Origin of the sequence: Actinoplanes sp. NPDC026619, from assembly GCF_040638295.1 — a bacterium.
GTDB lineage: Bacteria > Actinomycetota > Actinomycetes > Mycobacteriales > Micromonosporaceae > Actinoplanes.
This window is the reverse complement of record NZ_JBEZYA010000001.1, coordinates 570,019-593,166: the sequence shown is the minus strand read 5'-3', so window position 1 is coordinate 593,166 and position 23,148 is coordinate 570,019. Positions and strand designations below refer to the sequence as shown.

The window sequence follows — 23,148 nt, the reverse complement described above, 5'->3', positions numbered from 1 at the left end:
CCAGGGAAGGCGCCATGCCCGAAGAAAACCCCGTCACCCCGATCCTCGGTGGCGACTCCTGCACCGCGAAGCTGCCCACCTGGGGGGTGACGCGCGAGTTCCGGTTCGGCCAGTTCATCCGCCTCTACAGCGAGACCGTCACCTCGACCGGCCGGGTGGTGTCGGTCCCGATCGTGCTGAACACCGGCGGCGACATCGTCGAGACGCCGGCCCAGATCTCGGCCCGTGCCGCTTTCGCGAAGACCGCCGGGATCGGTGGCCCCCCGCCGCTCTCCACCGCCGGGGCCGGCGCCGCGCCGGTCGTCGGGCTCAACGTGATCGCGGCCGGTCTCGACCCGGCCCGCGCCGTCCACGGTGACGCCGACGTCACGCTGAGTCTGTCCGATGTGGACAGCATGATCGGCGCCGGCGCCGTGATGATCGAGAACACCGCGTTCGCGGTCGACCTCGGCGCGCAGGCCGCCGCCCGGCTGCGCCAGGGCGAGAGCGTGCTCACCGTCGCCACCGAGCCCGGCGGCAAGAGCGCGGTCGTCCGGCTCATCCCGTCCGTCGCCGCCGTGTCGCTGGAGGCCGGCGCGATCGACCAGGTGCTCGCCGACCGGCAGATCCAGACCGAGCTGGGCGCCGTCCGCCTCGACGAGAACGGCATCCGCGACCTGCTCGCCACCGGCATGGTCACCGCGACCGCGATGCGCGACGGCGTGCCGGCCGGCCTGGCCAAGGTCAGCATCATCGGCACCTCCGACGCCCGGCCGGCCGCGACCGCGATGGCCATCACCGACCTGCCGGAGTTCCTGGCCTACCCGGTGATCCCCACGACCAGCGGCGGCGGCCTGGTGCTGCAGCTCGGCGCGGAGGAGATCCGCGGGCTGCGACGGGGCGAGCAGATCACCACGCGGGCCGGCGACGACGAGGTCAAGCTGGTCGTGCCGCGCGGCGGCGACGTGCTGCCGGAGGAGTTCGTGTCGCTCGGCCGGGCGCGCCGGATCAGCGAGCTGGACCACACCTACGACGTGCGCCGGATGACCCGCGACACCGACCGTTACAGCTACCGGCAGCCGCCGCCCAAGGTGCACGTCGCCGCGACCGGGAACGGCCTGGTCGACCTGTCCACCGTGGGGCTGCCGGTCGCGGTGCTGCTGCCCTGGAAGCAGACCTGGACGCTCAAGGGCTTCAGCCGCGGCAACCTGATCTCCAGCCTGGCCATGGCGCCCGGCGAGGAGACCACGATCACCGTGTCCAGCTGGGAACGGCGCACCAAGTCACTGAGCCAGAGCGCCGAGACCGACGTCGAGCAGGCCTTCGACTACAACTCCACGACCCGCGACACCGAGGACGTGATGCGCGAGGTCACCAGCACCAACGAGTTCGACGCGCAGGCGTACGGGTCGCTCGACGCCTCCTATTCGCCCGGGGTCGCCTCGATCCGGGTGCAGGCCGGCGGTCAGGTCGCCAACGCGCAGAGCCTGGCCAACGCGACCAAATCATCGACCCAGCACGTACGCGAGTCGACCAGTCACGCCGCCACCCGGGTGCGGTCGCGCCGGGTCACCACGATCACCGAGAGCGTCGAGACCGAGCAGCGGACCAGTGTGGTGCGGACCATCCGCAACCCCAACCTGGGGCACACGCTGACCATGAACTTCCACGAGGTGCTCGCCCATTACGACATCGACCTGGTCTTCAACAAGGCGGGCGTACGCATCGTGGTGCTCGTGCCCAACCCGGTCGAGGTGCCGCACTTCACCGAGCTGCTGGTGCGGGTCAACGAGGCGACACTGCGCTCCGGGCTGCTCGACGCGGCCCTGGTCGACGGGTTCGAGGCGTGCCGGCTGCTCGAGGCGTACAAGCAGGCCGCCATCGAGCTGCGCAGCCTCGCCTCGGCCGGGAAGATGGAGCGCGATCTGGACCGGCAGCGGGAGACGCCAACCTCGTCGCAGGCGCCCAAGCCCGCCAACCCCTACGCGACGACGGTCAACTCGATCCTCGCCGACCTCAAGCAACGGGCCGCCGCGTTCGCGGGCGTCGACGTCGGTGGCGCGCTCACCTCGATCGCCGCGCACCGCTCGCCCAGCGCCACCGAGCTGACCTCGGCCCAGCGGTGGCTGTTCAAGCGGCTGGTCGGCGCGAAGTTCGGCACCGGCCTCACCACCGAGCTCGACCGGCTCGCCTCCGCCACGATCAGCCCGGAGGCGGCCCGCTCGCTGCTGTCGGCGATGCCGCCGGCCGGTTCGACGCCCGCGCTGGACTCCCTCGGCGGCCTCGGCGACAAGGACAAGGAGGACGCCGGGCTGGCCGGGCGGATCACCTCGATGACCGGCTACGTGTTCTGGGACTGGGGCACGTTCTGGTACCCGAACGCCAAGAAGGAAGGCCTCTACGACGTCGAGGACGGCGGCATCCCCGGCGCGCTCGCCCAGCTCAAGACCGCCTTTCAGAACTGGGAGGCGAAGGAGGCCGAGGGCAGCGGCCAGCAGGCGGCCGCGGCCGTGGTCGCCGCGGCGAACGAGGAACAGAGCACCACGACGATCGCCGACAAGCTGGAGATGAAGTTCGGCGCCGAGATGATCGGCTCCGCCCGGGAACGCAGCCAGACCCTGCTCACCCACCTCAACCAGCACCGCGACTACTACCGGTACGTGTTGTTCCAGGCGCTCCCGCCGAGCGAGCAGCTGCAGCGCCTGATGGAGGTCGCCCCGCAGCTCAAGATCGGCATGTTCGAGCCGCACGTGGTCGCGTCGGACGGCCCCAACCTGGCCATCCCGCTCGCCCCGCTCGCCGAGACCACCCTGATGAAGGTCGTCACCAGCCTCGCCACCGAGATGGAGAACGCGACCCGCGAGGCCGAGGCGTCCGGCGACCGGATCGCCACCGACACCGTCATCCTGCCCACCCCTGGCATCTCGGTCGAGTCGTGGCGCGGCGACTGCGAGGCCCTGGAGGATCACCTGGTCGCGTTGCGGGCGGCCGAGGTGCGGCGGGCCGTCGCCGAGGCGCGCTCGGCCGAGCTGGAGGCCGACCGGCGGGCCGCCCGGATCGACGCCGACGACCTGACCGACCCGCTGACCGCGCCCAACTCGTTCGCGGTCAAGCTCGAGAACGACGACGACTAGTGCCCGCGCGGATCACCATGCCGGACGGCAGCACCGCGGCGCTGCCGTCCGGGAACCCGGCGACGATCGACCAGCTCGCGCAGAGCGGCTATCTGCTCGGCGGATGGGCCTGGGTCGAGCGGACGTCGGCGCTGCTCACCGCGCGTCTCCGGCGAGCGCGCGGCGCCGAGTTCGAGGCGGCGCGCCTGGCCCGTGGGGAGGCCACCCAGCGTGCGTCCGCCGCGGGCCGCGCGCTCGCCGAGGAGACCGAACCGGCGCTCGCCGCCTGGCTGGCCGCCCGGCAGCGGCTCGCCGTCCAGGTCGCCGCGGATCTGGCGGTCGTCGAGGAGGTCGGCCGGGCCATCGCGCGGCGCCGGCTCGACGCCGCCGAACTGCAGATCCGGGCGGCCGCCGACCGCTATCTGGCCGGCGACCTCGCGAGTCCGCGCACCCTGACCCTCAGGCCGGGCGACGCGGTCGAGTCGCTGCGGTCGGCCGTCGCCGAGCTGGCCACGGCCGAGGCACAGGCCGCCCTGGAGAACGTCAAGGAAGGCGCCTACGCCGCGCTCGCCTCCACCGTGGCCGCTCTCCTCGCCGGCGCGACCGGCCTGCTCGCGGTGAACGTGCTGAAGGTTCAGCCCGCCATCCAGAACGCCGTCGCCCGCGGCGTCCAACTCGCCGCGCTGCGGGCCCGCCTCGGCGCCGATCACCCGGTGCTCTACCGGATCGATCTGACCCCGTTCACGGCGCCGGCGCACGGCCTCGGCACGAAGCCGCCCACCGACAAGGAGCTGCTGGCGTCGGTCACCGACGCCCTCACCTCCACCGGGAAGGCGGCCCGCGCCGTCCGCAAGAGCGTGGAGTCACCGGTCTGGCACGACCGGCTGACCGGGCACGAGGACGGGCCGGCGGCCGGGCTCGCCGCCGAGTTGCGCAACCGGGGCATGAAGGGCGGCCTGCCCAGCCTGCTCGACCCCGAGTTCGGTCCGTGGGCGTTCCAGCAGGTGCTCGCGGACGGCGTCGGCGACCTGTGCGGACCCGGACCCAGCTCGGCCGGCCAGGCCGTACACGATGTGTATCTGGCCGTTGACCCTGCTCTGTCCGACGAGTTCGGGTCGGCGCTCGGCCTGATGGGCGGGATGCTCACCCTGCACCTGGTCGCGCCGCCGCTGGCGATCGTGGCCGACGTGGTGCTCGCGGCCAAGGGCATCCTCGAGGCGTGGGCGGCGTACCTGCGGGATGCCGACGCGTACCGCTGCTCGCTCGACCCGGCCGAGTCGCTCGGCCTGGAACCCTCCACGCTGAAGCTGGCCCTGCAGTGCGTCGGCGAGGTCGCCGGCGCCCTGCCGGCGGGCAAGCTCGCCGGTTCCGTCACCGTCCTCGCCCCGCTCGCCGCCGGACTGATCAGATGACCCCCATCCAGCGCGTTCTCGCCGTCCTGGCGCGCAGCGTCCGGCGCGGCGCCGTCCATCTCGGGGCGAGCCCGCTCACCGCGCTGTGCCGGGCCTACCCCGAGTTCGAGGCCGCGTTCACCCACCTCGACCTGCAGGTCCGCATGGCGCGCATGTGGCCGTCCGCCGACCCGGGCCGCACCGCGGTCGCCGCGGCCCGCCGTGACGTCGACGAGATTCTCCGCCGGCTCTCCGACGACCAGGCCGATGCCGCGCGGGCCTGGCTGCGCCGCACGGTCGGCGACACCCCCGCCGCGAAGAACCGCGACGGCCTGCTCCAGGCGGTCCGGCGACGGCTCGATGTGGAGTACGGCGCTGGGCCGCCGCCTTATTCGGCCACGGTGGTCCGGGCCGCCTCCAGATTGCCGAAGACCGCGTTCGACCAGCTCTACGAGGTCGCGGCCCGCAACGGCTTGGTCGCCCGCGCGCTGCAGGCCTTCGAACGCTCCTGCCTGCATGACTCCACCGGTGAGATCTCCCGCGCCGGCCGCGACCTGCAGAACGCGGTCCTCGCGGCCGGTCTGCCCGCGCGCGAGCGTAACCGCATCACGCAGGCGGTGGAAACCGTGCTGAGGGCGTTCGGCCGGGCGAGGACCAGCGCCGACGGGCTGGCGGTGGTGGAGAAGTTCTTCCGCCGCTTCCAGGGTCTGCCCGCCGGCCACCCGATGACCGGCGTCTATCGCCGCCTGCAGAGTTGGATCACCACCGAGGACCTGGAGATCGTCGGCACCGCCCTGGCCCGCTGCGGCGAGGTGCCGAAGGTGGCGATGCCGGCCGAGAAACTGGCCGAGCAGATCGCCGGCCGGGTCAACGTCTACGTCGGACTGCTGGGCCAGCTCATCGGCCAGAAGGGCGCCTATCGACGCCTCTTCTCCGAACAACTGCGGCGGGCGGCGGCGTTCGCGGAGACCTCCGTCTACCAGGTGCGCGTGGGTCGTACCCCGGTCCGGGGCCTGAACCACCACGGCAAGAGCTTCGCCCAGTTCTACGACGACACGATCCTGCTGGTCGACGAGGCGAGCGGAAAGGTGGCGATCGTCTTCACGGCCCAGTTCAAGGCGGGCGACGCCGGCTCGCTGGAAGTGCTCGAACAGCTCGCCTCGGACGACGCCCGTAAGGCGCTGGGCAAGCTGCTGCTCGACGGCAAGCAGTACGACATCGTCGAGGGCCTGCTCCCGGAACGAACCGCGATCGTCACCACGATGCTCGGCGTGGCCGAGGAACAGACCTGGAAGAACGGCAAACGGGTGGTGACCCGCGCGGCAACGGACCCGTCCGCGGTCGCCGGTGCGCTGGGCGACCGCGAACTGGCCTTCCTGCCGATGCCGGTCGACCCGGCCGACCTGCGTGCCCTGATCAGATTCCTGCTGGAGGCGGCCGAGAAGATTCCCGCCGGCTAATGGCTCACAGGAACTCGATCAGGTCCCACTGCTGGTCGTCCAAGCACGGAAAACGCGTATCAATCTCATGATCGGATAGTGGTCCTATATGGACACTCCGTGGTCGCCCGTTTCAGTCGCCGGTACCGGTCTGGAAGAGGACGCGGCCGTTCAGCGCGATGACCATGTTGCCGTCGGCCCGCAGGATCAGGACCGCGCCGGGGTTGCCCGGGGTTTTGCTGCTCCAGACGTTGGCGTTGCCGGCGTCGTAGAGGACCAGGTGGCCGTCGTTCTGCATGACCAGCTTGGCGCCCGTCGTCGTGCCGGTCTGCCAGACGGTGCGGCCCTGGTCCTGCAGCACCAGGTTGCCGCGGGCGGTCAGGGTCAGCCGGAGCCGGTTGGTCGACCAGCTCTCACCGGGGTTGAGCACGCTGGTGGCGGCGATGGTCCGCTCCTGCCGGACCGGCGTCGTCGTCTTTTTCGACGTGGCCGCCGGTGGGGCCGCAGCTGTCGACGGGACCGGCGGCGCCGAAAAGGTGGCGGTGGAAGTGGCAGGGGCCGGGAGGACCGACACCGGGATCGACGCGTAGTCACCGCCGGGCATGATCAATGACGCCGTCGGCAGCGTGACCCCGGCGGCCGGCTGCCGGTCGTCGTCGCCGCCCCGGAAAACGGCGTAGGCCGCCGCACCGACCGCGAGAACGACGACGGCCAGCACGACGACCGCACGCCGGTTGAGTTCGCGGGGTCCGTCGTCCCGGCTGTGCCGCGGCCGCCAGAGGTAACGCACCGTCCAGTCGGCGGCCCACCCGGTCCACGCCGGGCGATCTTTCACAGCCATGGGGTCCTTCCGGGGTCCGGGCTGATCAACGAGGGTACGTCGATCAACCCGCCGCCCGGCTCACCCACTCGGCTAGAAGGCCTTCTCGTACAGGGAGAGCAGGCCTTCGGCGTCGGCCTCGCCGCTGTAGCCGCAGATCATCACGGTGCCCTGGTTCGCCGCCACCAGGTAGTTCTTGCCCGGCTCGAACTTGCCGCTGCCCATCAGCGTCTCCGAGGTGCCCGGCTGCTGGTCGACCTGCACCAGCGCCGCCCGGGTGCCCCGGTAGACCCTGGTCACCGCAAGGGTGACGACATTCGTGGCGTCGATGCCGGTCACGGTGCCGGCGAAGGCGAAATCGGCGGACGAGGCCAACTGGCTCGGCTGGGGTTCGCGGCACTTGGCGGCGTGGCCGCCGTCCGGGGCGGTGAGGCGCACCGTGGCGGCGGGGGAGGAGGCGATCGCGCTCGTTGATGGCGCCTCGGCCGGCCTCGGCCGGAAGATCAGCCAGCCGGCGCCGGCCAGCAGCAGCACGGCCGCGGCGGCGGCGGCCAGGACGGGCAGCCGCAAGCGGCGGGGCGGTGCGGCGACGACAGCGGACATGGATTCCTCCAGAAGCCGGGAAACGCGGTCGGGAGGCAGCGGCGTCAGCGATGCCGCCGGATCGGTGCGACGCAGGCGGTCGCGCAGGTCGTCATCGCTCATGGCCGTCTCCCCTCGGTCGACTCCTCATGTCCGGCGACGGCGCCGGTCTTTCGCAGTTCGTCGCGCAACTTCTGTTTGGCCCGGTGCAGCCGGATGCTCGCCGCGTTCGCGGTGACGCCCAGTACCGCCGCGATCCGGGCCGGGGCCAGATCCTCCCAGGCCCAGAGGCGCAGGATCTCGGCGTCCTCACCGCGCAGGGCGGCCATCGCGGTGGTCACCCCGGCGTCGCCCGGTGGCGGCGGGCCGGGTGTCAGGAACGCGGAGATGCGGGCGGTCAGCCGGGCCTGCCGGCGCTGCGCACGCTCGGCGTTGGCAAGACAGAGACGAGCGACGCCGTACGCCCACGGCAGATGCTCAGCGGGCATCTCGTCGAGTCGCCGCCAGCAGACCAGCAGCGTCTCGGAGAGCACGTCGTCGGCGGTGGCCGGGTCGGTGCGCCGGGCCAGGTACCGCCGCACCGCCTCGATCACGGCCGGCGCCAGGGCCTCGAACCGCGCCCGGCGGTCGTCGGAGTTCACAAGGTCCACCCTCGGGTATGTCCGGCAGCGGCCCGGATCTTTCAGGCCCGCTCGTTCATTGCCGGCACCAGCGCCGGTTCGGCTACCGGTTCCAGTGCCAGCTCCAGTGCCGGCTCCAGTGCCGGCTCCAGTGCCAGCTCCAGTGCCGGTTCCAGTGCCGGTTCCACGGTCGGCTCCGCGCTGGCTTCACTGTTCGGCGAGCCGTTGTAGCAGCGGGGACAGCCGCAGCGGCACCACCCGGCGCAGGACGATCGCGGTGCTGGTGCGGACCACGCCGGGCACCGCCAGGATGGCCTCGGTGACCCGGTGCAGGTCGTCGGTGTCGCGGGCGATCACCCGGGCGAGCAGGTCGCCGTCGCCGGTGGTGGAGAGCAGCTCGATCACCTCGGCGATCCCGCCCAGCAGGGCCGCCGCCCGGGACCGGTCCTGTTGACTGATCGACAGCGTGACCAGGGCCATCAGCGGATAACCGAGCGCCTCCGGCTCCACTCGGCGGCTGTGCGGGCCGAGCGAGTCCATCCGTCGCAGCCGGGCGTGCACCGTGTTGCGGGCGAGCCCGAGCCGATCGGCGAGAGCCACGACGGTCGCCTGCGGGTCATCGTCGAGGGCCAGCAGGATCCGCGCGTCGGTCGCGTCGAGGCTTGTCACGATGCTCAACATAGCGCCCCTGCTCGGCCGTGCGTGTAGCAGAATGCGCAATCAAGACAAGATCTGTTGCGCACAATGACAGCACCGCAGCAGGGTGGGCCCATGATCACTTTGGCCGAGTACCTCGGGCGCCGGCTCCGGCAGGCCGGCGTCGGGCACCTCTTCGGGGTGCCGGGCGACTTCAACCTCACCCTGCTCGACCACCTCACCCAGGTGCCCGGCCTGACCTGGGTGGGTTCGCCGAACGAGCTGGGCGCGGGTTACGCCGCCGACGCGTACGCGCGTAGCCGCGGCCTCGCGGTGCTGGTCACCACGTATGGCGTGGGGGAGTTGAGCGCCCTCAACGCGGTAGCCGGGAGCGCCGCCGAGGACGTGCCGGTGCTGCACATCGCGGGCAGCCCGGCCACCACCGCCGTCGCCGCGCGCCGACTGGTGCATCACACCCTCGCCGACGGCGAATTCGGCCGGTTCGCCCGTGCCTACGCCGAGGTCACCGTGCACTCCGAGACGGTCACCGCGGCCCGCGCCACCGAGCAGATCGACGCCGCCCTGTCCGCCGCGCTGATCAACCGCCGCCCGGCCTACCTGAGCATCCCGATGGACCTGGCCACGCTCCCGGTCGACCCAGCTCCGCTGGCCACGGCCCTGCCCGGCTTGTTCCGGGCACCCAGCACCGCCGTGCCGCCCGCCGGTCAGTCCGACGGCCCGGGCGGGGGCATGGCGCGGGATGGTTTGTCTGATCTGTCGGGCCGGCGCATGGTGCCTGCCGGTCAGTCCGACGGGCCGGGCGGGGGCATGGCGCCGGATGGCTTGCCTGATCTGTCGGGCGGAGTGATGGCGCCGGCTGGATTGCCCGACGTGGCCGGCAGCGCCATTTCGCCGTGTGGGCTGGCCCGTGCGGCGGACGGTGTCGTGCCGAAGGCGGCGGTGTGCGGCGCGGTTGGTCCCGCCGCGTCGTCGGCGCCGGGCGCTTCGGCGTTCGCCGCGGCGATGCGCAGCCTGATCGCCGGCGCTGAGCGGCCGGTCATCGTGGCCGGCCACCTCGTGGCGCGCTTCGGCGTGCGCGACCTGACCGCGGCGGGCGTGCCGATCGTCACGACGCTGGCGGCCAAGGGGGTCGTTGACGAGGAGCATCCGCTGCACTTCGGGAACTACGCGGGGGACATGGTCGACGAGGCGGCGGCGGCCCTGGTGCGCGACGCCGACCTGGTGATCGAGCTCGGGACCGTGCCGACCGACGTGCTCTCCGGGTTCTTCACCCATCGCCGGGTGGACGACCAGGTCGTGCTGGTCGGCGCGACGCTGGCCACGATCGGCACGTACGACGAGTACACCGTGGACTTCGTGGACGCCGTACGCGTACTCGTCAATTTGCTTGAAGCTGAGCGTTTCTCGCTGCCGCGACCGACGCCGGGGGTGGCTGTTGCGGCGCCCGCGCCGGACGCGTCGCTGACGCAGGAGGCGCTCTGGGCGACCGTGCAGCGGTGGCTGCCGGCCGGAACCGCGGTGCTTGCCGACACCGGCACCTCGTTCTGGGGCGCGGTCTCGCTGAGGTTCCCGGCCGACACCGTCTTCGTGGCGCAGCCGATCTGGAACTCGATCGGTTACGCGCTGCCCGCCGTGCTCGGCCAGGGGCTCGCCGAGCCGTTGCGGCGACCGGTCCTGTTCATCGGTGACGGGGCCGCGCAGATGACCGTGCAGGAGCTGAGCACCATCGCGGGCGCCGGCCTGACCCCGATCATCGTGCTGCTCAACAACGAGGGCTACACGATCGAGCGGGCCCTGCAGAGTCCCGACGCCGGCTACAACGACGTCGCGCCGTGGGACTGGGGGATGCTCGTCGCGGGCTTCGCCGGGCCGAAGGCCGACTACCGCCGGGCACACACCGCAGCCGAACTCGCTCACGCTCTGGAGGCAGCGGCCGAAGCAACCGACACGCTCAGTGTCGTCGAGGCGGTACTCGACCGCTACGACGCCCCGCCCCTGCTGCGAGCCCTGGCCGTCCGAAACGCGAAGTAACCCACTCCCGCCCGCCGGCGGCTCCCGCGGGCCGGCTGCCCTCGCGGGCCGGCTGCCCTCGCGGGCCGGCTGCCCTCGCGGGCCGGCTGCCCTCGCGGGCCGGCTGCCCTCGCGCGCCGGCCGTCGGCTGGGCCGCGCCGAAATGGCGTCACTGCGTGCCGACCCGGGGGCCTGCGGACCGCTTGCAGGCGAGCGCGGACGTGGCGGGCGCTGCTTTCCGCGTCCGCCGGCCCACATCCTTGAAGGCGGGGTCTGGTGCGGTATTTGAGGGACCGTTTTCGTGGAAAGCGGTGTGACCCGGCCGCGAGTGATCTTCGGCGTTTGGGTTCGGCGGCCTGGCCGGCTGACTGCCTGAAATTCCGGGAAGCGGGGCCCTTTTCGCGCCTGAAGCCCCCATTCTGTGGCCGGGCGGGGCGGTTGGGGGCGCAGTAGGGTCGGTGGATGTCTGACCTGACCGCGATGGTGCGGAGCGTCGTCGACGACAACCGGTACATGACGCTGGGGACGGTGGAGCCGGACGGGCTTCCGCGCCTTACTCCGGTCTATTTCACCCATGACGGCTATCGGTCGTTCTACTGGGTGTCGGAGCCCGGCTCGCAGCATTCGCGGAACCTGGCGCGGGAGCCGCGGCTGTCGATCGTCATCTTCGACTCGCGGCGTCTCCCGGGCGCCGGCGAGGCGGTCTATCTGAGTGCGACCGCGCGGCAGGTCCCGGACGAGGAGCTGGCCGCCGAGTGCGAGATCGCCTTCCGGGACGTCGGCGGCGGGGCCGAGCCGTTCGCGCCGGAGGAGTTGTGCGGCGGCGCCGAGCTGCGGCTCTATCGGGCCGACATCACGAGTTACGCGGTGCACATCCGCGGCGGCGACCCGGATTACGGCACCGGCGTCGACAAGCGGATGACCGTCGTCATGTGAGTGTGCGCCGTCGTTCCAGGCCGTCGAGCAGCAGGTCGAGGGTGAACTCGAATTCGGTCTGGGTGTCGCACCAGCCGAGCGCCGGGTCGGCGGCGTCGTGGATCTCGGCGGCCAGCATCGCGGTCAGGTGCGGCACCGCGGCCGCCATCGTGGCCAGGTCTATCTCGGCTGTGCCGTTGTCCGTGGTGTCCGGGGTGAAGAGCTCCTGGACGAAACCGAGGGCCATGGTGCCGAACGCGTGCAGCGCGCGGTGGGCCAGGCTCGGGGTGAAGCCGCCGGCGGTCAGCGTCCCGACGATCTCGTCGTAGTAGGCGAACAGGGCCGGCGGGATGGCCGGCCGGGAGCCGAGCAGGGCCGGCGCCCAGGGGTGCCGCAGCAACACCGTGCGAGCGGACAGGAACCGCTGCCTCAGTTGAGCCCGCCAGTCGCCGGCGGGGGTCGGTGACGCCGCGGTGATCTCGCCGATCACCGTTTCGGCCAGGCCGTCGAGCAGGCCCTCCTTGCCGGGCAGGTGGTGGTAGAGCGACATCGCCTCCACCCCCACGGACGCGGCCAGGCGGCGCATGGTCAGCGCCTTCAGGCCCTCGGCGTCGGCGAGGGCGACGGCTGCGGCGAGGGCGCGCTCGCGGGTGAGCGGTTCTCTTGACACGGGGGCTACCTTACGTTGTATGGCTACCTTACAACGTAAGGCACGGATGACCGGCCTGTCCTATCTGGGACTCGCCATCGCCGGCGGCGCCGGCTTCCTCGCCGTCCGGCCGATGCTCTTCGTGGCCGGCGACCCGCAGGCCACCCTCGCCAACGTTGCCGGGCACGAGACGCTGGCCCGCGCCGGCGTCGCGCTGGAACTGCTCGTCGTGCTCACCCAGGCGCTCGCCGCCGCCGGGTTCTACCGGCTGTTCCGCGCGCAGGCGCCGGTCGCGGCGGCCGGGATCGCCGCGTTCGGCCTGGTCAACTCGACCGTCGTGCTGGGCAGCGCGGCGCTGCTCGCGACCGCCGCCGACACCGGCGACGCCGCCACCGTCCAACTGCTCTACCTGGTCAGTGGCCACCTGTGGACCGCGGGCGGCATCTTCTTCGGACTGTGGCTGATCCCGATGGGCCAGGCCGTGCTCAGCACCGGCTGGATGCCGCGCCCGCTCGGGTGGCTGCTGATCGCCGGCGGCGCCGGTTACGTGCTGAGCGCCTTCCTGCCGGAGGCCGGTTTCCTCGTCGTGCCGGCGTCGATCGGCGAGTTCTGGATGGTGGGTTACCTGCTGGTGCGCGGGGTGCGGCCTCAGAAACTGACGCCGAGCGCTTCCAGCGCCGCGCTGGCCGGGCCGTCCGGGTCGTCGTCATCGGTGGCCCACCAGATGTAACCGTCGGGGCGGACGATCATCGTGACCGGGCCGGTCGCGACCCGGATGCCGAGCCGGGTGGCGGTGACCGAGGCGGTCGGCAGCGGGCGCGGCGACAACAGCAACGGCCGGGCGTCCGGCAGGTCGGCCTCGGCCACCCGGGCGCCGGTCAGCGGGTGCGCCGCCGGGTCGGCCGGCGGATAGGCCACGTCGATCGCGGACAGCCGGCGGGCCAGCTTTCCCGACACGTCGGGGAAGTCGGCGACCAGGTCGCTGAGCAGCGCTCGCAGGGCCAGGCCCTCCGGAGTGGTCGCGGTGATCAGCGCGGTCTGCGCCATCGTGTGCCGGGCCACGTCGTCACCCCACGGGCGGCGCTCGGTGTCATACGTCTCCAGGAGTTCCTCGGCCGCCCGGCCCTGGACCACGGCGGCGAGTTTCCAGCCGAGGTTGATCGCATCCTGCAAGCCGAGGTTGAGGCCGACGCCGCCGGCCGGGAAGTGCATGTGCGCGGCGTCGCCGGCCAGCAGGACCCGGCCCTGCCGGTAACACTCGGCGACCCGGGTCGTGTTGCCGAACCGGGACAGCCACTGCGGGTCGTGGATGCCGAAGTCGCGGCCGGCGATCCGCACGCAGATGTCGCGCAACTCGTCCAGGGTGATCTCGCGGCCGTCGTCGGACTGGCGGGCGGGGTCGTAACCGGCGATCCGGTAGACGCCGCCGGGCATCGGGGCCACCATCATCGAGCCGTGCGCGTTGAGCACGTTGAAGCCGGGCGGCGGCGGGGAATCGGCCCGCACATCACCGAGGTAGGAGTAGAAGCGCGCCTCGATGCCGGGGAACTCGATGCCGGCCGACTGGCGCACCGCGGAGCTCGCGCCGTCCGCGCCGACCACGTAGGCGGCCCGATGCTCGCCGGTCGCGGTCTCCACCCGGACGCCCGAAGTGTCTTGTGAGACGGCCGTGACCCGCTCGCCGCGGATGACCGACGCGCCCAGCTCCGTCGCCTTTTCCTCGAGGATGGCCTCGGCGCGGTTCTGCGGGAAGGAGAGCACGAAAGGGAACGGCGAATCGAGCGTGGTGAAGTCGACGCGGGTCTGCAGGAAGCCGAAATGCCAGCTCGGCAACCGCACCCCGGCGGTCAGCAGCGGCTCGGCGAGACCGCGCATCGCCAGCTGCTCGACGGTGCGGGCGTGCACGGCCATGCCCTTGGTGTGCGGGCCCGGCTCGGCGCGCTGCTCCAGCACCGTCACCCGGACCCCGGCCAGCCGCAGCTCGCAAGCGAGGAACAACCCGACCGGGCCGGCGCCGACGACGATGACCTCGGGATCCACGCCCTCAATCTAGGACACCGTCCTCAGTGGCCGGTGCCCCGTTTCAGCCGATGGACGGCCAGATCCGTGAAAATCTGGGCCATCCGGCCGAGGATGCCGTCGTCGAAGACCACCCGGGGCGAGTGCATGGGCGCCGCGTCCTGCTCGCCGGCGCCGAGGAACAGCAACGTGCCGGGGACCTCCTCCAGCACGTAGGCGAAATCGTCGGACGCCATGCCGGGCGCCTCCAGCCGCTGGGCGCCCAGCAGCGCGATGACCGCCTCGGTCTCGGCCGGATCGTTCCAGGCCGGCGGGTAGGACTGCTCGAACCGGGCGTCGACCCGGCATCCGTGCGCCGCGCCGAGCGCCGTGACCATCGCGGTCAGGCCGTCGCGGACGAGCGCGAGGGTCTCCCGGGAGGGCGTGCGGATCTTGGCGTCGATCGCCACCTCGGTGGGCAGCACGTTCCCGGCGGGCGAGTTGGTCTGCAGCCGGGTGACCGAGACGACCGCCGGCTCGGTGACCGGGATGCGGCGCGCCACGAACGACTGGATCGCCAGGATGATCTCGGCCGCCACCGGCACCGGGTCGACGCCGTGGTGGGGCAGCGCCGCGTGCCCGCCGGTGCCGTGCACGACCAGCCAGAGCCGGTTGCTGCTGGACATGATCGGCCCCGGCCGGGTCCGGACCACTCCCGAGGCGAGCCGGCTGTCGACGTGGATCGCGAACGCCGCGGCCGGCCGCTCGCCCGCGGCGTCGAGCAACCCTTCCTCGAGCATCAGTCGCGCCCCGCCGAAGCCCTCCTCGCCCGGCTGGAACATGAACACCACGCTGCCGGGCAGGTCGTCCCGGCGGGCGGCCAGCAGCCGGGCCGCGCCCACCAGCCCCGCCACGTGCATGTCGTGCCCGCACGCGTGCATCGCCGGGCCCGCCGCCGCGAACGGCAGCCCGGTCTCCTCGGCCATCGGCAGCGCGTCCATGTCGGCCCGCAGCAGCACCACCGGCCCCGGCCGGCCGCCGCGCAGCACCGCGGTCACCGAGCTGAGCTGCCGGCCGGCGCTGAGCTCGAGCCCGAGCCCGGCCAGCGCGTCGAGCACGATCGCCTGCGTCGCCGGCAGCTCCAGCCCCACTTCGGCGTGCGCGTGCAGGTGGTGCCGGAGGGCGGTGAGCGACATGGCCGGATCCTAGGCCGTGCTTCAAGAACGGCCGGGCTGCGGCGGGACCTCACCGCAGCATGACCCTTTTGAACACGGCCTGAGGGCGGCCTCATTTCATCGTGATCCGCAGCGGGGCAATCACCTGGGTGCCGTCGTCGCCCACCGGGTAGGCGGCACCGATCAGGGTCGTGTCGTCCTGCCAGGCCACATTGGCCGAGGCGGACATCTTGGCTCCGTCGATCGGGGGGATCTCCTGGTTGGCCAGAACCGTGCCGTCGGCGGTGCTCAGCACGGCCACGCCGGTGGCGAGGCCGGCGGTCTGGTAGACCACCGCGACCCGGCCGGCGTCGGGGGACAGGCGCAGGGCGTTCACCGACGCGCAGCCGACTCCGCGCACCGGCAGGGTCGCCGAGACGCCGCCGGTCAGCCGGAGCAGGCTGCACGGGGCTGCGGCGCGGGACACGACCAGTTGGTGGCGCACCAGGTCGGCCGCGGCGATCGAGCCGTCGAGCGTGCCCGGGACGCCCAGCTGCTGGGGCGTGAACTCGACGTGTTCCGCGCCGCTCGCCAGGCTGTGCATCACCAGGCCGGCCGGCCGCCACAGGTAGGCCGCCGCGCGGTCGGCGGTCAGCAGCGCCACGCCCTCACCGGCCCGGCGCACGTTGCGCTTGAGCTCGACGTGGCCGTCGCGCCGGAGCACCACCAGGTTGATCTCCAGATCGGTCACGTTCACGCCGTCGGGACGGTTTTTCCCCGGGGCCAGGTCGTGCGGGCCGAGCGCGACGATCCAGCCGTCGGGCCAGGCGACGGAACGGTCCCAGCTGTCCGCCCCGACCACCTGGTGGGTCACCAACGTGAAGCCGCCGGGCACGCCCTCCTGCGGGATCAGCTCGCCGACCCGGGAGTCGCCGCCCAGCGTGACCGTGGGCCCGTTCGGCAGGTGGTAGGTGCCGGCGGCGTCGGCCAGCAGAAGCGGCTGGGCTGCCGGTGCCAGAGACACCGGCGGTGTGGTGGGCGCGACCGGCGGGACGACGAGCGGGGCCGGCCGCGGCGCGGGCCGGAACAGCGCGCCCGCGCCGGCCACCGCGAGGACCGCGACCACCGCGGCGAACGCGCCGGCCACGTGCCGCCGGCGCCGCCGCCGGACGCGCAGGTAGACGATGTCGAGGCTGCCGGAATATCCGCCGGCCCGGCTCGCCTCGGCCCGGACGGCGGTGTCGACGCTGCGGGGAATCTCGTCCATGGTCAAGCCCTCTCGTGCTCGCCGAGCGCGGAACGCATCGCGGCCAGGCCGCGGGAGAGCCGGCTCTTCACGGTGCCCTCGTTGAGCCCGAGGGCGACGGCGGTCTCGGCAGTGGTCATGTCGAGCAGGACGCGGCAGGTCACCACCGCGCGCTGCGGGGTCGGCAGCCGGGCCAGCGCCCGCCGGGCCACCACGTCGGTGTCGGGCGGCCCGGACCGCGGGTGCTGGGACTCGTCGGCCGGCGGGCGCTCCCGGTGGACCTTGCGCCAGAACGACGTCGCCCAGTTGAGCCCGACCCGGAACACCCAGCCGGCCGGGTTGTCGAGGGTGCGGACGGTCGCCCATTTCGCGTAGGCGCGGGCCATCGCCTCGTCGGCGGCCTCCTGCGCCAGGTCGTCGCGGCGCAGCGTGACGGCCAGGGCGCGATAGACCCGGTCCACATTGGCCGAGTAGAACGCCACGAAATCGTCAGTCGGCCGGTCTTCGCCGGTGCGCATCGCCGCAACCACCATGTCCAGTACACGCATTGCCGTGCCCCGCGGTTCCCAGCAGTATGAGGCCGTGGCGATCGACGATCTGGAAGCGGAGCAGGACGAGCTGGAGGCGCTGCTGGCCGCCCTCACACCGGCGCAGTGGCGGTCACCGTCGGCCGCCGAGGGGTGGACGGTCGCCGACACCGTGCTCCATCTCGCCCAGACCGAGGAGCGGGTGCCGGTCGCCTTGAGCGAAGCCGAGCCGGCGCTGGGCTGGGAGCAGTTCGGCGACACCATCGACGACGCGATGGCCGCGATGGTCCGGGCCCAGCCGGCCGAACCCGCGCAGACCTTCGCGCGCTGGCGGGCGGCCCGCCGGGCCTCGGTGGCGGCGCTGCGGGCGGCCGATCCGGGCCGGGCGGTGTTCTGGGCCGTCGCGCCACTCAAGCCGCGCACCCTGGCCACCACCCGGCTGGCCGAGCACTGGGCGCACGGCCTGGACATCACCGGTCCACTCGGGATCGACCGGCCCGACACCGCGCGGCTGCGGCACATCGCCTGGCTCGCGCACAGCACGCTGCCGTGGGTGATGGAGGCCGCCGTGCCGGTCTTCTGCGATCTCGCCGGCCCGGGCGGCGAGTCCTGGCCGCTCGGCGATCCGGCGGCGGAGTCGGTCATCAGCGGCTCCGCCGGGGCCTTCTGCCGGGTGGGCGCGCAACGACTGACGCCGGCGGCTTCCGGACTGAAAACCTCCGGCCCGTACGCCGAGAAGGCGCTCGCGGTGCTACGCACGTACGCCTGAAGTGGTCTTTTTTGCTTTTGCCGCACATTGCGCTCGGTAATCGTCGCGGAACGCGGCGCCGAATTGGCGAGAATTGCAGTAGCGGAGGGTAATCAGTAAAAGGCCATTGACCTGCCGTCCCTCAGATCGTCGCGCGCGCTCACTTGACAATGCTCATTTGATCATATTAGGAGCGCTCTGAGCTGCTGATATTCCTGATCTTAATCAGCGATCGAGTATTGACTCATAGGCCATCATGTGTGGCGTGGCTGCTGAATCAAATGACTTCGCGCGCGCCCGGCACCGACGTTCACCCGAGCCGAGGGCTTACCTCAACCATGCCGGCGCAACGCGGCGTGGATACTCAGCGTCACCTGATCCCTTCCTCAATCCGGTGCGTTATGAGCCCCGCGAGACCCGCGATCTGACCGGGCGCGGCGAGGCCATCCAGGCCCTCACCCGGGACGTGCTGATCCGGCGCTCGCTCGAGGTCTCGCCGAACGGCTTCATCACGATCATCAGCATCATCCAGGGCGTCGCGCTGGCGCTGCTGGCGCAGAACACGTTTCCCCGGCCGACGCTGCTGGTCAGCCTGCAGAGCATCACCCTGCTGCTGGTGTTCGTGTCGGTCTTCTACTACTACCTGACCATGAGCGTGCTGATGCGGTGGGCGCCGAGCTTCCTCGACTGCTTCCTGCCGTTCGCGATCGCCGGCCTGGAGATCCCGCCCGCCTTCTTCCTCGGCGACGTGTCGTCCTGGTGCACGTGGCTGGCCGCCTTCTGGTTCTTCACCATGGCCGGGCTCTGGATCACCGGGAAGTGGTCGCCGCCGTCGCACTTCGGCGAGGCGCTGCCGGCGCACGACCTGTTCCACAAATACCTGCGCGAGCTGCGTGGGGCCACCGGCGTCGGCGGCCTTGCCGTGCTGCTGTGCGGCCTGCTGGCGGCCTTCGACCCGTGGCACAAAGGCCTGTGGGGCACGCTCGGCGCGGGCGTCGTTCTCGGCACGGTCGGCATGATCGTCTACCGCACCGAGATGCGCGCATCGCAGATCCACGCCTACTTCGGTGTCAACCGCCCACCCTTCAACTGATCTACGCGTACGGGATGAGGTCGTTGTTGATCGATTCCCACTTCGCTCGGAGGGAGGCGATCAGGGCCGGCTCGGCGGCGGCGCGGTCGGCCTGCTCGCGCGGGTCGATGCGGATGTTGAAGAGCGCGTCGTCCGAGTCCGGCGTGCCCCGCAGGTATTTCCAGTCGCCGCGGCGCAGGGCGCGGGCCGCCTGGGTGCGCCAGAACAGGTCGCGAGCCGGCGCCGGCTCGCCCCGCAACAGATAGCCCGCGAGGCTGGCGCCGTCGCCGGGACAGGCCGGGTCGGGGCGGGCGCCGGCCAGTTCGAGCAGCGTCGCGGTCCAGTCCTGGGTGACCACCGGCTCGTGGCTCACCTGATGCGACCGCAGCCGGGCCGGCCGGCGCAGGATGTTCGGCACCCGGATGCCGCCCTCGCTGAGCTCGCCCTTGCCGCCGCTCAGCGGCCACTGATAGGAGAACCGCTCGCCGCCGTTGTCGCTGGAGAACAGCACGACGGTGTCCCGTTCCTGGCCGGTGTCGCGCAGCGCGGCCAGGACCTTGCCGGCGTTGCGGTCCATGTTCTCGACCATCTTGCGGTAGATGTCGAGCGTGCCCCCGTCGAAGTGGAACAGCGCCGCGGTGTCGCCGGCCTTCGCCCGCGCGGTCAGTTCCGCGCTGGTGGCCCGGTCGCCGGGCGCCTCCCACGGCCAGTGCGGGCTGGTGAGATTCACATTCAGCAGCCACGGTACGGGGTGGGAACGGCGCACGTACTCGGCGGCGCGATCCCCGATCGTCTCCGTGTAGTAGGTGATCGACTCGACCGGCACCTCACCCTCGTACAGGTCGTGCGTGCCGCTGTTGTCGACCTTCGAGTAGTAGTCGACCGCGCCGGAGAAGTTGCCGAAGAACTCGTCCCAGCCCGACCGCAGCGGACTGAACCAGGGCAGGAAGCCGCAGTGCCACTTGCCGTACATCGCAGTGTCGTAACCGACCGTCTTCAGCAGTGAGGCCAGGGTCGGGTGCTCGGGTCGGCGGCGAACGGCTGTTCCCCGGGCCGGGCGAGGTGCGCCCCGGACGCGAGCCCGGCGACGCCGGCGAGCACACCTAGCGAAACGCTGTTTCCAAACGCTAGAGTGCCGAGGATGCAGAGCAGGCCGGTGACGGTGTATCCCGGGCGTCCCGCGATCGACGTCCGGCACGGCGCCGGCGCCCCGTTCGGCTGGTGGCCGGCGATCTGCGTGGCCCTCGTCGCCGCCATCGACCGGGTGGAGTACAACCTGCTGGCCGGCGCCCTGCCGACGATCCAGGAGGAGTTCGGCTTCAGCGACAGCAGCGACGCGGTGCAGCGGGCGGGCGAGGCGCCGGCCACGATGCGGGTGCAACTGGCCGCCCTGCTGCGCATCCGCACCCTGCGATCGGTGATCACCGGCCTGTCGATCCTCTTCTTCGGACTCGGCGGGCTCTTCTTCTGGATGCCGTCGTTCTACGCCCGCGAGTTCGGCCTCCCCGAAGCGGCGCCCTCGGCCCGTGGCTGATCGGCCTCGCCTCCGACGCCACCGGCTCACTGCGCTGGGCCTACACCGTGGTCCTGCTACCCCTGGTGATCGGCAGCCTGATCGTCCTCCGCGCGCAGCGCACCTACCGGGAGGACGCGGCCGCGGCCCTCGACGGTCCGGGTTGACCGAGCCGTCAGCCGCCATCCAGCGCGTCGGTCTCGCCGTCGCGTCCCATGTCACGCAGCAGGCCCGCCCTGATGGTCAGCGACAACGCCAGAAATGACTGATTGGCCGGCTGATCTTCGGCGGTCAGGGCGCGCCATATGCCGATGGCTTCGTCAACATTGGTCAGTGCCTCCCCGAGCCGCCGAGCCGACCAGAGCACGGTTGCCAGGGCGGACAGGGCGCTTGCCAGGAAGGGATCGTTCGCGTGAGTCAGTAGGCGCCGGAGGCGGACGGCTTCGAACGCGGGTGGGATCGCCTCGTCGGAACGATCCGCCGCGCGGAGAGCGCCGGCCTGGAGTTCCAGGGCGCTGGCGAGAAAGGTGAGATTGCCGTCCGGATGCGCGGCAGTCAGCTTTCGCCAGTGACCGACGGCCTCGTCGGCGGCGGCGACGGCCTCGTCCAACCGGTTCGCCCGGCGCAAACTGAACGAATAGGAGGCCAGGGCGTCGGAGAGCGAGCGCAGATGGCTCGCCGGATCCTGGTGGGCCAGCGTTCGCCACAAGCCGACCGCCTCGCCGTGTGCCGCCACCGCCTCGAGGTGCCGGTCCGCCCCGAGCTGCGCACGGCCGATGGTGGTCAGCGCGTTGGCCAGGTTCTGGATGTGGGGGCCGGGCTCCTGTTCGACGAGCTCGCGGAGGATCTCGAGAGCCGCCGCCGCCGCCTCGACCGCTGCCTCGGCCTCGGCCGTGTCGTAGAGCGCATCGGCCCGCGCGATCAGGGCGACGGCGGTGCCCGCCCGATCGGTGAGCTCTCGATAGATTCCGACGGCGGTCGACGCGGCGGCCCCGGCGTCCCGCGCCCGCCCGGCCACGCGCAGCCGCAGGCTGTACTTGATCAGGGCGTCGGCTCGTTTCGGCTGGTCCGGCGCCGTGCGTGAGCTGAGCTCGCCGAGTGCCAATCCGGTCCGCATCAACGCTTCCGTGAAGAGCGGAACAAGGGTGCTCAGGGCGACCAGGTCGGGCCAGTCGAAACCGGCCTCCGGCAGGGCGGCGGCGATGGCCGCATCCAGCGGGCCGATGCCGCGGTTGGCCTGGATCACCGCGAGCGGGAGGAACCGGCGGGGGTCGGCCCGGATCAGGGTCTCGGCCGCCCGCAACGCGGCCGGGTAGTGGGCGGCGGCCCGGGCGAGCACCGCCAGGGCGTAACTGGCCTGCGCCTGCGTGACGGCCAGGCCGGTGACCGCCGCGGCGAGGTCGTCGTTGCCATCGAGCGCGTCCGCCACCAGGTAGTCGGCCAGAAACGCCGGCAGGCGCGGCCGCAGATGAAAACCGCCGGCCACGCCGTAGAGATGGGCCCAGACGGTGAGCCGGACCAGCAGCTCGGGTGACGCCTCGGCCAGGCCGGGCACCGCGCGCAGCAACCGCTCGCCGGCCGGGGAGTCGGCCGCGCCGACCAGCGCGCCGAGCACCAGGATGTCGCGCAGGTCGTCCTCCGGTACGCCGGACAGGCGCTGACGGGCGGCCTCGCGCGTCCACCGCTCGCGTTCACGGTCGAGCAGGCTGGCGACCGCGTCGTCCACGTGGACCGGCGCGTCGTAGCCGTCGGCCGCCTGCAGCACCGCCTCCAGGGCGGTGGCGTGCAGCAGCACCGCCGGCGTGCCGGCCTGGATGCCGGTCATCCGCACCTGGCCGCCCCGGTCCGGGTCGAAGGCGGCGGCCGCGCGCCGGGCGGCGGCCTGCTGGGCGGGCTGATCGCCGGCGAGCGGGCCGACCCACGTGCTGGCCGCGGCCGTCTCGACGCTTTCCCGCAGCGGCGTCTGCGCCTCGGTCCACCAGCCGCCGAACTCCCGGGCGATCAGCAGCAGCCGGATGGTGCCCGGCGCGCGGCCGGCCGCGGCCAGCAGGTCGCTGAGGTCGTCGCGAAGGTCGGCCTGGTCCACGATGATCAGCGCCGGCCGGGGCCAGGCGCCGGCCAGCGCGACGGCCTTAGCGGCGATGCCGGCGCCGTCGCGCAGCCATCCGCACTGCCAGGGCTCGGTGGTCCGGCTCCGCAGGTTCTCGGCGACCCGCATGGCGACCCGGGTCTTCCCGGCGCCGGGTCCGCCGGCGAGCAACCAGACCCGGCCGGCCTCCCGCTCGGTGCACCACTGCCGGATCGGGGTGACGTGCCGCAGGTGGCCCGATTCGAAGGGTACGACCACCGCACCCGGTTCGAGCGGGCCGAGCACCGAGCCCGGCGCGGCGCCGGGCCCGGCGGTGAACATGTCGTCCCACTGACGCCGCTGTTCCTCCTCGGCGGCCCGCCGGGCGGCCCGCCGGTCCCACCACAGTCCGGTGAGGAATCCGGCGAGGCCGCCGGCCGCGGCCAGCGGGACGCCCGTGGCCGCCGGGCTGTAGTCGGGCGCAGCCGCCAGTGCGGACGCCGCGAGGATCAGGGCGCCGGTGGCGGTTCCCGCGCCCCGGCCACGCCACTTCGACATCGGCCAATCATCGAGCACCGGAGCGGATTACCGGAATGTGTCGGGCCGAACGGGCTCGAAACGCGGGCCCCAAGTGAGGACCATCTAAC

Annotated in this window: 21 protein-coding genes; 9 read left to right on the top strand and 12 right to left on the bottom strand. The window is 72.3% G+C overall.

The window, feature by feature from the left end; translation table 11 throughout:
• Window positions 1–14 precede the first annotated feature (14 nt).
• The 3 genes from AB0E90_RS02920 to AB0E90_RS02910 are packed head-to-tail and all read left to right on the top strand — an operon-like array spanning window position 15 to window position 5,943.
• The gene (locus AB0E90_RS02920) at window positions 15–3,113 is read left to right on the top strand and encodes a hypothetical protein (RefSeq protein ID WP_360398326.1); all 3,099 of its coding nucleotides are present in this window, start codon (window positions 15–17) and stop codon (window positions 3,111–3,113) included.
• Window positions 3,113–4,504 (top strand): hypothetical protein, encoded by a 1,392-nt coding sequence (locus AB0E90_RS02915; RefSeq protein ID WP_360398324.1) that lies wholly within the window; start codon window positions 3,113–3,115, stop codon window positions 4,502–4,504. The genes AB0E90_RS02920 and AB0E90_RS02915 overlap by 1 nt, the downstream gene beginning before the upstream one ends.
• Entirely contained in the window at window positions 4,501–5,943 is a 1,443-nt protein-coding gene (locus AB0E90_RS02910; protein ID WP_360398322.1) for a hypothetical protein, read from the top strand. The genes AB0E90_RS02915 and AB0E90_RS02910 overlap by 4 nt, the downstream gene beginning before the upstream one ends.
• A 112-nt stretch (window positions 5,944–6,055) precedes the next feature.
• Here the strand turns inward: AB0E90_RS02910 and AB0E90_RS02905 are convergent, their stop codons facing one another.
• From AB0E90_RS02905 to AB0E90_RS02885, 5 genes are all read right to left on the bottom strand, one after another.
• Entirely contained in the window at window positions 6,056–6,763 is a 708-nt protein-coding gene (locus tag AB0E90_RS02905) for a hypothetical protein (protein ID WP_360398320.1), read from the bottom strand.
• 72 nt (window positions 6,764–6,835) lie between these two features.
• Entirely contained in the window at window positions 6,836–7,447 is a 612-nt protein-coding gene (locus AB0E90_RS02900) for a hypothetical protein (RefSeq protein WP_360398317.1), read from the bottom strand.
• Window positions 7,444–7,965: a sigma-70 family RNA polymerase sigma factor gene (locus tag AB0E90_RS02895; protein ID WP_360398315.1), complete on the bottom strand. Its 522-nt coding sequence runs from the start codon at window positions 7,963–7,965 to the stop codon at window positions 7,444–7,446. The genes AB0E90_RS02900 and AB0E90_RS02895 overlap by 4 nt, the downstream gene beginning before the upstream one ends.
• Window positions 7,966–8,006: 41 nt before the next feature.
• Window positions 8,007–8,132: a hypothetical protein gene (locus tag AB0E90_RS02890; protein ID WP_360398313.1), complete on the bottom strand. Its 126-nt coding sequence runs from the start codon at window positions 8,130–8,132 to the stop codon at window positions 8,007–8,009.
• Between the two features lie 19 nt (window positions 8,133–8,151).
• The gene (locus AB0E90_RS02885; RefSeq protein ID WP_360398311.1) at window positions 8,152–8,613 is read right to left on the bottom strand and encodes an Lrp/AsnC family transcriptional regulator; all 462 of its coding nucleotides are present in this window, start codon (window positions 8,611–8,613) and stop codon (window positions 8,152–8,154) included.
• 102 nt (window positions 8,614–8,715) lie between these two features.
• Here AB0E90_RS02885 and AB0E90_RS02880 point away from each other — a divergent pair, with 102 nt between their 5' ends.
• Both AB0E90_RS02880 and AB0E90_RS02875 read left to right on the top strand, forming a co-directional pair.
• The gene (locus AB0E90_RS02880) at window positions 8,716–10,632 is read left to right on the top strand and encodes a thiamine pyrophosphate-binding protein (RefSeq protein ID WP_360398309.1); all 1,917 of its coding nucleotides are present in this window, start codon (window positions 8,716–8,718) and stop codon (window positions 10,630–10,632) included.
• A 441-nt stretch (window positions 10,633–11,073) separates the two neighbouring features.
• On the top strand, window positions 11,074–11,547 hold the full coding sequence (locus AB0E90_RS02875; protein WP_360398307.1) for a pyridoxamine 5'-phosphate oxidase family protein: 474 nt from the start codon (window positions 11,074–11,076) through the stop codon (window positions 11,545–11,547).
• Here the strand turns inward: AB0E90_RS02875 and AB0E90_RS02870 are convergent.
• Complete coding sequence (locus tag AB0E90_RS02870) at window positions 11,540–12,196, bottom strand: TetR/AcrR family transcriptional regulator C-terminal domain-containing protein (protein ID WP_360398305.1); 657 nt, start codon at window positions 12,194–12,196, stop codon at window positions 11,540–11,542. The two genes, AB0E90_RS02875 and AB0E90_RS02870, sit on opposite strands and share 8 nt — an antisense overlap.
• Before the next feature lie 19 nt (window positions 12,197–12,215).
• Here AB0E90_RS02870 and AB0E90_RS02865 point away from each other — a divergent pair, with 19 nt between their 5' ends.
• A complete protein-coding gene (locus AB0E90_RS02865; protein ID WP_360398303.1) occupies window positions 12,216–12,905 on the top strand; it encodes a DUF4386 domain-containing protein in 690 nt (229 codons plus the stop codon).
• On the opposite strand, the gene AB0E90_RS02860 is transcribed toward AB0E90_RS02865, so the two are convergent.
• From AB0E90_RS02860 to AB0E90_RS02845, 4 genes are all read right to left on the bottom strand, one after another.
• Window positions 12,824–14,215 carry an FAD-dependent oxidoreductase gene (locus AB0E90_RS02860; protein ID WP_360398301.1) on the bottom strand — a complete coding sequence of 464 codons (1,392 nt, stop codon included), beginning with the start codon at window positions 14,213–14,215 and terminating at the stop codon, window positions 12,824–12,826. The two genes, AB0E90_RS02865 and AB0E90_RS02860, sit on opposite strands and share 82 nt — an antisense overlap.
• A 23-nt stretch (window positions 14,216–14,238) precedes the next feature.
• Entirely contained in the window at window positions 14,239–15,369 is a 1,131-nt protein-coding gene (locus AB0E90_RS02855; RefSeq protein ID WP_360398299.1) for a M20 family metallopeptidase, read from the bottom strand.
• Window positions 15,370–15,460: 91 nt separating this feature from the next.
• Window positions 15,461–16,594, bottom strand: a complete 1,134-nt coding sequence (locus tag AB0E90_RS02850) for a hypothetical protein (RefSeq protein ID WP_360398297.1) — start codon at window positions 16,592–16,594, stop codon at window positions 15,461–15,463.
• Between the two features lie 2 nt (window positions 16,595–16,596).
• Window positions 16,597–17,121 (bottom strand): sigma factor-like helix-turn-helix DNA-binding protein, encoded by a 525-nt coding sequence (locus AB0E90_RS02845; RefSeq protein ID WP_360398295.1) that lies wholly within the window; start codon window positions 17,119–17,121, stop codon window positions 16,597–16,599.
• Between the two features lie 34 nt (window positions 17,122–17,155).
• On the opposite strand from AB0E90_RS02845, the gene AB0E90_RS02840 reads away from it, so the two are divergent.
• Together AB0E90_RS02840 and AB0E90_RS02835 are read left to right on the top strand one after the other, a co-directional pair.
• Window positions 17,156–17,869 carry a maleylpyruvate isomerase family mycothiol-dependent enzyme gene (locus AB0E90_RS02840; protein WP_360398293.1) on the top strand — a complete coding sequence of 238 codons (714 nt, stop codon included), beginning with the start codon at window positions 17,156–17,158 and terminating at the stop codon, window positions 17,867–17,869.
• Window positions 17,870–18,242: 373 nt separating this feature from the next.
• Window positions 18,243–18,941: a hypothetical protein gene (locus AB0E90_RS02835; RefSeq protein WP_360398291.1), complete on the top strand. Its 699-nt coding sequence runs from the start codon at window positions 18,243–18,245 to the stop codon at window positions 18,939–18,941.
• A 1-nt stretch (window position 18,942) separates the two neighbouring features.
• On the opposite strand, the gene AB0E90_RS02830 is transcribed toward AB0E90_RS02835, so the two are convergent.
• A complete protein-coding gene (locus AB0E90_RS02830) occupies window positions 18,943–20,118 on the bottom strand; it encodes a sulfatase-like hydrolase/transferase (RefSeq protein WP_360398289.1) in 1,176 nt (391 codons plus the stop codon).
• Between AB0E90_RS02830 and AB0E90_RS02825 the strand changes: the two genes are divergently transcribed.
• Window positions 20,062–20,454 (top strand): hypothetical protein, encoded by a 393-nt coding sequence (locus AB0E90_RS02825; protein WP_360399507.1) that lies wholly within the window; start codon window positions 20,062–20,064, stop codon window positions 20,452–20,454. The two genes, AB0E90_RS02830 and AB0E90_RS02825, sit on opposite strands and share 57 nt — an antisense overlap.
• 154 nt (window positions 20,455–20,608) lie before the next feature.
• On the opposite strand, the gene AB0E90_RS02820 is transcribed toward AB0E90_RS02825, so the two are convergent.
• On the bottom strand, window positions 20,609–23,059 hold the full coding sequence (locus tag AB0E90_RS02820) for a hypothetical protein (protein ID WP_360398287.1): 2,451 nt from the start codon (window positions 23,057–23,059) through the stop codon (window positions 20,609–20,611).
• Between the last annotated feature and the right edge of the window lie 89 nt (window positions 23,060–23,148).

Excerpts from the sequence above, each read along its gene's own strand:
- AB0E90_RS02820 (WP_360398287.1), bottom strand. The coding sequence starts at position 23,059 with ATGTCGAAGTGGCGTGGCCGGGGCGCGGGAACCGCCACCGGCGCCCTG.
- AB0E90_RS02875 (WP_360398307.1), top strand. The coding sequence starts at position 11,074 with ATGTCTGACCTGACCGCGATGGTGCGGAGCGTCGTCGACGACAACCGG.
- AB0E90_RS02845 (WP_360398295.1), bottom strand. The coding sequence starts at position 17,121 with ATGCGTGTACTGGACATGGTGGTTGCGGCGATGCGCACCGGCGAAGAC.
- AB0E90_RS02865 (WP_360398303.1), top strand. The coding sequence starts at position 12,216 with ATGGCTACCTTACAACGTAAGGCACGGATGACCGGCCTGTCCTATCTG.
- AB0E90_RS02880 (WP_360398309.1), top strand. The coding sequence starts at position 8,716 with ATGATCACTTTGGCCGAGTACCTCGGGCGCCGGCTCCGGCAGGCCGGC.
- AB0E90_RS02850 (WP_360398297.1), bottom strand. The coding sequence starts at position 16,594 with ATGGACGAGATTCCCCGCAGCGTCGACACCGCCGTCCGGGCCGAGGCG.
- AB0E90_RS02920 (WP_360398326.1), top strand. The coding sequence starts at position 15 with ATGCCCGAAGAAAACCCCGTCACCCCGATCCTCGGTGGCGACTCCTGC.
- AB0E90_RS02905 (WP_360398320.1), bottom strand. The coding sequence starts at position 6,763 with ATGGCTGTGAAAGATCGCCCGGCGTGGACCGGGTGGGCCGCCGACTGG.
- AB0E90_RS02825 (WP_360399507.1), top strand. The coding sequence starts at position 20,062 with ATGCAGAGCAGGCCGGTGACGGTGTATCCCGGGCGTCCCGCGATCGAC.
- AB0E90_RS02900 (WP_360398317.1), bottom strand. The coding sequence starts at position 7,447 with ATGAGCGATGACGACCTGCGCGACCGCCTGCGTCGCACCGATCCGGCG.
- AB0E90_RS02855 (WP_360398299.1), bottom strand. The coding sequence starts at position 15,369 with ATGTCGCTCACCGCCCTCCGGCACCACCTGCACGCGCACGCCGAAGTG.
- AB0E90_RS02910 (WP_360398322.1), top strand. The coding sequence starts at position 4,501 with ATGACCCCCATCCAGCGCGTTCTCGCCGTCCTGGCGCGCAGCGTCCGG.